7 protein-coding genes are annotated in these 10,168 nt (G+C 60.5%); 3 read left to right on the top strand and 4 right to left on the bottom strand.

Annotation, left to right across the window (positions count from 1 at the left end):
• Positions 1-19: 19 nt before the first annotated feature.
• Positions 20-1,393: a DHA2 family efflux MFS transporter permease subunit gene (locus LKK40_RS10695; protein WP_304310554.1), complete on the bottom strand. Its 1,374-nt coding sequence runs from the start codon at positions 1,391-1,393 to the stop codon at positions 20-22.
• A gap of 204 nt (positions 1,394-1,597) precedes the next feature.
• Complete coding sequence (locus tag LKK40_RS10690) at positions 1,598-1,897, bottom strand: ArsR/SmtB family transcription factor (RefSeq protein WP_304310553.1); 300 nt, start codon at positions 1,895-1,897, stop codon at positions 1,598-1,600.
• Between the two features lie 150 nt (positions 1,898-2,047).
• Here LKK40_RS10690 and LKK40_RS10685 point away from each other — a divergent pair, with 150 nt between their 5' ends.
• The 3 genes from LKK40_RS10685 to LKK40_RS10675 are packed head-to-tail and all read left to right on the top strand — an operon-like array spanning position 2,048 to position 5,033.
• Positions 2,048-3,757, top strand: a complete 1,710-nt coding sequence (locus tag LKK40_RS10685; protein ID WP_024463680.1) for a type VI secretion protein ImpB — start codon at positions 2,048-2,050, stop codon at positions 3,755-3,757.
• On the top strand, positions 3,754-4,200 hold the full coding sequence (locus LKK40_RS10680) for a hypothetical protein (RefSeq protein WP_304310552.1): 447 nt from the start codon (positions 3,754-3,756) through the stop codon (positions 4,198-4,200). The genes LKK40_RS10685 and LKK40_RS10680 overlap by 4 nt, the downstream gene beginning before the upstream one ends.
• Positions 4,201-4,259: 59 nt before the next feature.
• Positions 4,260-5,033, top strand: a complete 774-nt coding sequence (locus LKK40_RS10675) for a class I SAM-dependent methyltransferase (protein WP_304310551.1) — start codon at positions 4,260-4,262, stop codon at positions 5,031-5,033.
• Between the two features lie 296 nt (positions 5,034-5,329).
• On the opposite strand, the gene LKK40_RS10670 is transcribed toward LKK40_RS10675, so the two are convergent.
• A complete protein-coding gene (locus LKK40_RS10670) occupies positions 5,330-9,076 on the bottom strand; it encodes a phosphoribosylformylglycinamidine synthase (protein WP_434735139.1) in 3,747 nt (1,248 codons plus the stop codon).
• 343 nt (positions 9,077-9,419) lie between these two features.
• On the bottom strand, positions 9,420-10,168 hold a 749-nt coding region (purC, locus tag LKK40_RS10665), incomplete at its 5' end, for a phosphoribosylaminoimidazolesuccinocarboxamide synthase (RefSeq protein WP_304310550.1).

Genomic DNA, 10,168 nt, shown 5'->3' with positions numbered 1-10,168 from the left:
CACACTCACTCATGAACAACTAACAACAACCAAGGACGACGGCAACCGCCAACCCTGCGCAAAACAGGCGCCGCCACTGCTCAATTCCGGTGATTTTCCCGCACAACTTGACATGGTGATACACACCGAGCGCGGAGAGCACGAGCACGGAGCCGAACCCAGCGGCGAAGGTGCCGGCGGCGAGGCGGAAGGCGATGACGGACAGGGCCGTTCCCGCCGCGCCGCCAAGCTGGCGGAACATGTTGAACACGCCCGAGGCCTTGCCCATGAGCATGGGTTCGACGGATCCCAGCACGCCCTTCTGCAACGCGGGCCCGGCCAGGGCGAGACCGGCTCCTGATAGGACCAAGAGGACCGCGAGCAGCCAGTACCAGCCGCCGAAGAGCACGGCAGCGGCAAGGCTCGCATAGCCGACGACTTGCATCGCCATGCCCGCCAGCGCCATGTTGCGTTCGCCATAGTGGTCGACAAGCCTTCCTGCGAAGGGAGAGAGTACGGCGAACGCGCCGGTCCAGGGAAGCAGACCCAGTCCAGCGCTCAGCGTGCCCAGGCCGAGGGCCGCGTGCAGATACTGCGGCAGGAAGAACACGACGCCGTACATCGCCGCATACAGCAGGAACGTGGCCGCCACCCCGCCCGAGAGTGCCTTGGAGGAGAACAGGCGCAGCGGCAACAGAGAATGGTCCTTGCCCCGCTGCCTGGTGACGAACGCCACGGCAGCCAGCACGCTGGCCAAGCCGGCCACGCCCGCAGGCAGGCGCATCGCCACGTTCGGCGCCTCGGAGAGCGCCCAGACCACCAGCCCGGACGCGGCCACGACCAGCACCGCGTCAAACGGGTCAATGCGGGAGGCGGGCACGCGCGACTCGGGCAGCTTATAGTGCGCGAGGATCATGCCGGCCAGGCCGATGGGCACGTTGATCCAGAAGATCCACTGCCACGACAAGGACGCGGTGATCAGCCCGCCCAAAGCAGGGCCGACGACCAGAGCCAGACCGCCCACGCCGCTCCATATGCCCAGCGCGCCGCCTCGCTTGCTTGCCGGAGTCGCCGAGGTCAGAATCGTCATCGACATGGGCGTCATCGCGCACGCGCCCACGCCCTGGACGATCCGCCCGGTCAGCAGCCATGCGAAGCTTACCGACAAGGCGCAGGCTGCTGACCCCAAGGTGAACAGGCCAAGCGCGAGGATGTAGGTCCTGCGCCGCCCGATCCGGTCGCCGATGGCGACGCCCAGCAGAAGCAGCGCCGCAATCGTGATGTTGTACGCGTTGAGCACCCACTGCAAGCGCACCACATCCAGGCCGAACTGGCGTCCTATCGCGCCCGAAGCCGTCGTCACGATCATCGAATCCATCATCGCCATGAAGATGCCCAATGAGGTTAGTGCCATCAGCCACCCCTGCGAAACTCTTTGGTTGGACAACGGTGACGTGACCTCCTGGGCACCGCTGTGGTTGCTGGGTCATTCCGCCTCGGAAGAGGTGGCATCCGGATATAACCTATGCATAGGATCTCCTGTTTTATAGTTGAATAATTAAACAATTGTTAAACTATAAAACGGAGTGATGACTACGCCGTAATGGGTGTTTATTTCCTAGTTCAGGGAGTCAAAGAAGTGGGTGACGTACCGGTCGAAGGCCTCGTAGTCGAGGGTGACGTACTTTTCCCGCGCGTCCTTGCGCATGTGAATCAGGCCAGCCTCGCGCAATGTGCGGAAATGGTAGGATCCGGCGGATCTGGTGATATCGACTGCCAGGCCGACTTCCTTGCACGTCACGCCTCGCCCGACTTTTTTCAGATAGCGAACGATCTCAAGCCGAACTGGGTCTGACAGCGCCTTGAATACCTTCGCGGTCGTCTCGTTGTCGTCGGGCGCATTGTGTTCAACAGTCATGCAACCATAATACGAAAACAACTCCCCAAAACTCCGAAACCGTGCATTCTTACGTACGACACGAGTTCGAACATATGTTCTACTGCTTGTGTATTGTATGACCTACCGAATCGGAAACCGGCCACGAAGGAGCGCATAAGGAGGCGAGCTATGGCAGATCGGACTTACATAGCGATCGATCTCAAATCGTTCTATGCCTCCGTCGAATGCGTGGAGCGCAACCTTGACCCGCTGACGACCAATCTGGTGGTGGCCGATGTCAGCCGCACCGAGAAGACGATCTGCCTGGCGGTTTCGCCTTCGCTCAAGGCATATGGCCTTCCCGGTCGTGCGCGGCTGTTCGAAGTGGTGCAGAAGATGGCGGAGGTCAATGAGCGCCGTCGCCTGAACGCCCCGGGAAGGCGTCTCGAAGGGGAGTCTTTCGATGCCGATGAGCTGAGCGCGTCGCCGAATCTGAAGGCGACTTACATCGCCGCCAAGCCCAAGATGGCGCGGTATTTGCAGCGCAGTGCGGAAGTGTATGCCATTTATCTGCGATACGTGGGTGCGCAGGATATCCATGTGTATTCGGTTGATGAGGTGTTCATGGACGTGACCCATTATCTCAAGGCTTCGGGCATGAGCGCGCATGAGATGGCGGTTGCGATAGTGCATGATATCCAAAAGGATACGAAGCTGACTGCCACAGCCGGAATCGGCACGAATATGTATCTGAGCAAAGTCGCGATGGATATTGTGGCGAAGCATATTCCGGGCGATGAGGACGGCGTGCGCGTCGCCGAACTCGATGAGACGTCGTATCGTCAGCTGCTGTGGGCGCACAGGCCGTTGACCGATTTCTGGCGGGTTGGGCGCGGATATGCGAAGAAGCTTGAAGCGCACGGGTTGCTCACGATGGGGGATATCGCTCGCTGTTCAGCAGGCAGATCTTGCGATTATTACAACGAGGATCTGCTCTACCGAATGTTCGGCATCAACGCCGAGCTGCTCATCGACCATGCCTGGGGCTACGAACCCTGCACCATCGAGGAGATCAAGGCCTACAAGCCTGCGGCCACCAGCATGAGTTCCGGTCAGGTGCTCCAAACGCCCTATGACTGGAAGCATGCCCGGCTCGTGATCAAGGAGATGACCGATATGCTCGTCCTGGAAATGGTGGACAAGCGGATGCAGACCGATCAGATCGGGCTGTATGTCGGCTATGAGCGGCTGAACAATGTTGCGCCGGGTACCAGTGCCAGTATCAGCACTGGCCAAGCACGTGCTGCTGGTGCTGGTGCCGCTGACCGTGCTGGCGAGGGACATGCTGGCGGTAGGTATGCTGGCAGAGAAGGTACCGATGAGGAGAACGGCAGCGCTGAAAGTGCCGACGTCGAAAGCATCGGTGCAGAAGGCATTGACGTCGGTGCCGTCATGCGCAAGCCGTCATCGCGAGCCGTGGTGCAGGACCGTTTTGGACGCAAGGTGCCCAAACCTTCACGAGGCACGACGAAGCTTGGTTCGTACACGTCGTCATCCAAAGTCATCATCAAGGCTATGATGGCGCTCTACGACCGCGTGACCGACCCGCTGCTTATGGTGCGCCGGATGAACGTCGTCGTGGGTCGGCTGCGGCCGGCATATGCATCGGGCACGGGGGAGCAGCGCTATGAGCAGCCTGACCTGTTCTCGTGCGGAGACGACGAGGAGGCGGCCCGTCAGGCAGCCGAACAGGATCAGCGCAACGAACTCGAAGTGCAGCGTGCGATGATCGGTGTCAAGCGACGATTCGGCCGCAACTCCATTGTCAAAGGCATGGATTTGGAAGAAGGCGCCACCGGCATCAAGCGCAACGCGCAGATAGGAGGTCATGCCGCATGACGCTTGAAGCAACCCATCGTTACGATGACATCATCGCGATGCCGCACCACCAGTCACGCACCCACGCGCGGATGGCTCTGCGCAGTCGCGCCGCGCAGTTCATGCCATTCGCTGCGCTCACCGGATACGACGCCATCATCATGGAAGCGGCACGCGAAACGCATCAGCGCGTGCTGCTGGACGAGGACGCACAACGCGAACTCAACGCGAAGCTGCAACGCGCCTTGGATCAGCGCGAATCCCGGCATCGGCTCGCAATCACCTATTTTCGCAAGGATGGCAGCAAGGACGGCGGCGACTACATCACCGCAGAAGGCATCATCCATCTTATCGACCGAGAACGGAAAGCCCTCGTGCTCGAAGACCACACGGCGATTCCGCTTGAAGAAATCATCGCCCTAGATGATTTGGATAAGCCGGGTGATGGGAAGATGCGGGTATAGGCAGCGAAGGAGCAATGTAGTCAGTCGAATGTGGGACGGCGCAGACTTATCATGGAGCTATGCGTGATATGCCCAGTTACCCGACTTGGATCAAGCCATCGAGAATCCGATTGTTCTGGATGCTTTCGGTGGTGATTGTGCTTGCGGCACTTGTGGCTGGCGTCATCTGGAGGCCTGGATTTGCGTTGGCCATAGTGGCGGTGCCTTGTATCTACATCGCTGTCGTCATCAGTGTGACATCGTGGCGGCTGAGCCCGCAAGGCGATGATATTCAGGCAAATATTCATCAGCAGATCGTCGAGCGGGTAGGCGACGGCGAGAACTATCTCGATATCGGGTGCGGGAGCGGCGAACTGCTGATCAAGCTTGCGAAGACGTGGCCGGGGAAATTCATCGGCCTGGATTACTGGCCTGGGGAGTGGGGCCAGTTTGCGCGGGTTCAGGCAGAACGGAATGCAAGATTGGAACATGTTCCGCAAATAGCATTCGTTCATGGTTCCGTGTCAAGGTTGCCATTCTCAAATGGCGAGTTTGATCGCGTGGTGAGTTGCCTTACCTTTCATGAAGTCAAAGATGCTGACAACAAAAACGTGAGCATCGCCGAGGCCATCAGGGTTGTAGCGGACGGTGGTCGTTTTGCCTTTGTTGATTTATTCGATGATACGAAGATCTACGGAAGTCGTGAGTGCGTATTGGCTGCTATCCGTGATGCTGGCGGTCGAATCGAGGAACAGACCGTACTGTCCGCAGCACTTCCCTTGCGATGGCCGATGAACACGCCAAAAGTCCTGCGTTACGCCGTCATTATCTCCGGAACAAAACGTGCGTCATAGGCACAATGCGCATCGGCGCCGCTATACCAGGTCTCATGCTATATATCCACGACATTGCCAGCGAACTGAGGTCGGGGTAAATTCAGATTCACACACAACATCTACTGGCTACTGGGAACCGTTTGGCCTGTATGCCAATCTTTTGATACTCGTTCATTGACAGGTATACGGACGGAATGACAAGCAAGGCCGCCAGAGAATCGTACGACACTCATGCGGTGCCCGATTCCCCAGCGGCCTTACCTATGCTATGTATACCGGTTTGCTCTAGCCTGCGCCGATCCAGCGCAACCCGCTCACGCCGTGAAGTACTCGACTCCGGCTTCGAAGATCGGCTGGCGTTCGGTGCCGGGGACGTTGCGGTATAGGCCTGCGCCGGAGCGCTCGGAGTGGGCCATCTTGCCGAAGACGCGGCCATCGGGGCTGGTGATGCCTTCGACGGCAAGCAGGGAGCCGTTCGGATTCACGTCCAGACTCATGCCTGGCACGCCGTTTTCGTCCACATATTGCGTCGCTATCTGGCCGGAGGCCTTGAGCTGGTCGAGCACTGGCTGCGGGGCGACGAAACGGCCTTCGCCGTGGGATATCGCAATCGTGTGGATGTCGCCGACCTGCGTCTTGGACAGCCACGGCGACAGGTCGGAGGCCACGCGCGTATGCACGAGGCGGCTCTGGTGGCGACCGATGGTGTTGAAGGTCAGCGTCGGGCATTCGGCCGTCATCGGCACGATGTCGCCGAAAGGCACCAGACCGAGCTTGACAAGTGCCTGGAAGCCGTTGCACACACCTAGCATCAGTCCATCGCGGTTGTTCAGCAGGTCGCGCACGGCCTCGGTGACCTGCGGCGAGCGGAAGAACGCGGTGATGAACTTGGCCGAGCCGTCCGGTTCGTCGCCGCCGGAGAAGCCGCCGGGAATCATGACGATCTGGCTGCGGGATATCTCTTGCGCCAGACGCGCGGTCGATTCCGCGACAGCGCCCGGGGTGAGGTTGTTGATGATCAGCGTGCTCACCTCGGCGCCCGCCTGTTCGAATGCCGCCGCCGAATCATATTCGCAGTTGTTGCCGGGGAAAACGGGAATCACGACGCGCGGCTTGGCGATGCTCGTGCCGGAACGGCGAGTCGTCTGACCAGCAATATGGCTGATCGTCTCGACCTGGGGGCCGTCCGCGCGGTAGGGGTACACCGATTCGATGCCGCCCTCCCAGACTTCCTGCACCTGCGCGAGATCCAACGTTTCCGCACTCGTACGGAACGCATAATCCGCCGTCGTGGTACCGATTGTGCCCATGCACACCCGGTTAGTCACCTTCGGCAGTGCGGCACCATCGGCCAGTTCCACGAAGAACGAGCCATATGCGGCTTTGAAGAGATCGTCAACCGCGATTTCCGGCTCAAGCGCAAGCCCGATGCCGTTGCCTACGGTCATTTCGAACAGCGCCGCGGCGCTCGCGCCGTAGCCCGGCGTGGAGACCGCTAGCGCGGAACCGTCTTCGATAAGCTCCTCGACGGCGGTCATCGCACCCAGCAGGCCCTCAGTATCCGGAGTCAATCCGTCGGCGGCATAGCGCGGCGCGATGCGCACGACGCGATGACCGGCACCCTTGAACTCAGGCGAAGTGGCGTGGTTCACCGGTCCGATGGCCACGGCGAAGGAGATCAGGCTCGGCGGCACGTCGAGATCCTCGAAACTGCCGCTCATGGAGTCCTTGCCGCCGATGGCGCCCACGCCCAGATCGACCTGCGCGTTCAGCGCGCCGAGCACTGCGGCCAACGGCTTGCCCCAACGGCTCGGCTCAGTGCCGGGCTTGCCGAAGTACTCCTGCAGGCTCAGATAAGCGTTCTCGCGCTTGAAGCCGCTGGACACGAGCTTCGACAGCGACTCGACCACGGAAAGATACGCGCCGGTGAACTGGTCGCGCTCCATGATGTAGGGATTGAAGCCCCACGCCATGGCTGAGGCAGTGGTCGTTTCGCCGAAGACCGGCAGCTTCGCCACCATCGCCAGGCTCGGCGTGAGTTGACGCGAACCGCCATAGGGCATCAGCACCGTGCCTGCGCCGATGGTCGAATCGAAGCGCTCACCAAGCCCCTTGTTCGAAGCGACGTTCAGATCGCTCACCAGCGCGTGCATGCGCGCCGCTAATGTCCCCGAGTTCCACGATGCCGGCGTGGCATAGTTGCTGCTCGGCCCCACTTGCACCCGCTGATGCTTTTCGGCACCGTTCGAGGCAAGGAAGGCGCGGCTCAGGTCGACGATGGCGTCGCCCTGCCAGTTCATGCGCATCCGAGCCTCTTCGGTGACGGTCGCGACAACCGTGGCCTCAAGATTCTCCTGGCGCGCGTATTCGAGGAATTCGTCCACATCGGAAGCGGCGACATCCACTGCCATGCGCTCCTGCGACTCGGATATGGCCAGCTCGGTGCCGTCGAGTCCCGCGTACTTCTTGGGTACCGCGTCCAAATTGATGATCAGCCCGTCGGCGATTTCGCCGGTCGCCACCGACACGCCGCCTGCGCCGAAATCGTTGCAGCGCTTGATGAGCTGACAGGCGTCCTTGCGGCGGAAGAGCCGCTGCAGCTTACGTTCGACAGGTGCGTTGCCCTTCTGCACTTCGGCGCCGAGCTCAGTGGTCGAGGTGACGTCCAGAGACTGCGAAGCGCCCGTGGCCCCGCCGATGCCGTCGCGGCCAGTACGCCCGCCCAGCAGAATGATCTTGTCGCCCGGAGTCGGGGTTTCGCGGCGCACATGATCGGCTGGCGTAGCACCCACCACGGCACCGACTTCCATGCGCTTGGCCACGTAGCCCGGGTGGTAAATTTCGTCCACCTGCCCGGTGGCTAGGCCGATCTGGTTGCCATACGAAGAGTATCCAGCGGCGGCCCCGGTCACCAGCTTGCGCTGGGGAAGCTTGCCCTGCAATGTCTCGCTCACCGGCACAGTCGGGTCGCCGGCACCGGTGACCCGCATCGCCTGATATACATAGGAGCGGCCGGAAAGCGGGTCGCGGATGCAGCCGCCGATGCAGGTGGCCGCGCCGCCGAAGGGCTCGATTTCCGTGGGATGGTTATGCGTTTCGTTCTTGAACAGGAACAGCCAGTCCTCGTCTCGCCCGTCCACGTCGACCTTGACCTTGACGGTGCACGCGTTGATCTCCTCGGACTCGTCCAGCCCGGTGAGCAGGCCCTTGGTCGCAAGCCATTTCGCGCCGATGGTGGCCATATCCATAAGGCATATCGGCTTCGCGTCGCGGCCCAGCTCCTTGCGCATCGCAAGATAACGGTTGAAGGCCTCGCTCACCTTGTCATCGTCGAAGGCGATGTCGTCAAGACGCGTGCCGAAGGTCGTATGGCGGCAATGATCGGACCAGTACGTGTCAATGACCTTGATTTCGGTGATGGTCGGCTCGCGCTTCTCGCCGGCGAAATAGCGCTGGCAGCATTGCGCATCCGCCAGATCCATCGCCAGAGCGCGATCCGCAAGGAAATCGCCCAGGCCTTGTTCGTCCAGTTCGTTGAATCCCCTGAGGATTTCGACTGATCCGGGCTGCTTGACCTCGTCGTTCAGGCTGGTCACCGGGTCGAGCGAGGCCGGCCGCGATTCGACCGGATTGATCACATAGCGCTTGACGGCTGCCAAGTCCTCGGGGGAGAGGTCGCCGGCGATGATGTAGATTCTGGCTGTGCGCACGGTGGGGCGCTCGCCCTGGGAGATGAGCTGGATGCATTCGCTTGCGGAATCGGCCCGCTGATCGAACTGGCCGGGAAGGTACTCCACGCCGAAGATGGCGTTGGATGCGGCGCCGGCTGCGGTATTGTCGCCGGCCTTGTTGTCGATTCCGGGAAGCGTCTCGGAAACCGTATCGACCTGCGGCTCGCTGAACACAGTCGCCACGGCCTGATCGAACAGCGCGGCATCGATGCCCTGCACGTCATAGCGGTTGATCATGCGCAGCCCGGTGATGCCCGTGATGCCCAGAATCGTGACGAGCTCGCTGCGCAATTGCTGCGCTTCAACGTCGAATCCGGGCTTCTTCTCCACGTAGATACGGAACACGGATGCATTGTCATGATTGTCATGCGCCGTTGCGTTTGCCTGTGCCGCGGTGTTTGTCTGAGCCACTCTTGTCCTGTCCTTCGGTCGGTGCTTGAGCACGGAATACACGGAATGCCTATGCGATTATTGTTGGATGCTTGCGGTCTTCACCGAGTGCTGTATTGCACTGAGTGCCATATTGCGTCAAGTGTGTACTGCACTGAGTATTTCGTTTCACAGTGTTTCATTCCACAGAGTGCCGTATGGCTTGTGGTCAATGCAGTGTGACATGACACTGGATAAATGAGCATCGCCTGCACCCGAGGCTGACGGATGCAGGCGATTGCGATCATGCGCTGGGGGTGATGCCCTCGTCCTTGGCCAATGCGGTCAGGCGCGCGTAGATATCCTCGTATGCGGGGATGATATCGCCCAGATCCCGGCGGAAAAGGTCCTTGTCGAGATGCTCGACCTTGCCATCCTTGCTGCCCTTGTTCCACAGGCGGCAGGTGTCGGGGGTGATTTCGTCGGCCAGGAGAATCTTCCCGTCGCCGGTCTTGCCCTCTTCGATTTTGAAATCGACCAGTTGCACGCCGATCTTCGTGAAGATGTCGAGCAGCGCATCGTTGACCGCGCGCGCCTGGCGCGAGATCGTGGCAAGCTCCTCTTCGCTGGCCAGTCCCAGGGCGATGATGCCGTCATCGTTGATGAAGGGATCGCCCAGCTCGTCGGACTTCACGCAGAATTCGAGAATCGGCTTTTTCAGCTCCGTGCCTTCGGCGACGCCGTAGCGCTTCGCAAACGACCCTGCGGCGGTGTTGCGCATGATGATCTCAAGCGGGAACATGTCCATGCGGCGCACCAGCTGCTCGGTGTCGGACAAGCGCTGCACGAAGTGGCTTTCCACGCCTCGGGCCTTGAGCAGGTCGAAGATGACAGAGGTGATGTGATTGTTCAGCTCGCCCTTGCCTTCGATCTGGGCTTTCTTCGCGCCGTTGCCGGCGGTCGCCTGATTCATGTATTCGACCCAGAGAATGTCCGGATCGTTGGTTGCGTAGAGTTTCTTGGCCTTGCCCTCGTAGAGCTTCTCCAGTTTCT

Source organism: Bifidobacterium tibiigranuli (assembly GCF_022655035.1).
Taxonomy (GTDB): Bacteria; Actinomycetota; Actinomycetes; order Actinomycetales; family Bifidobacteriaceae; genus Bifidobacterium; species Bifidobacterium tibiigranuli_A.
This window is presented reverse-complemented; position numbering and strand designations above follow the sequence as displayed.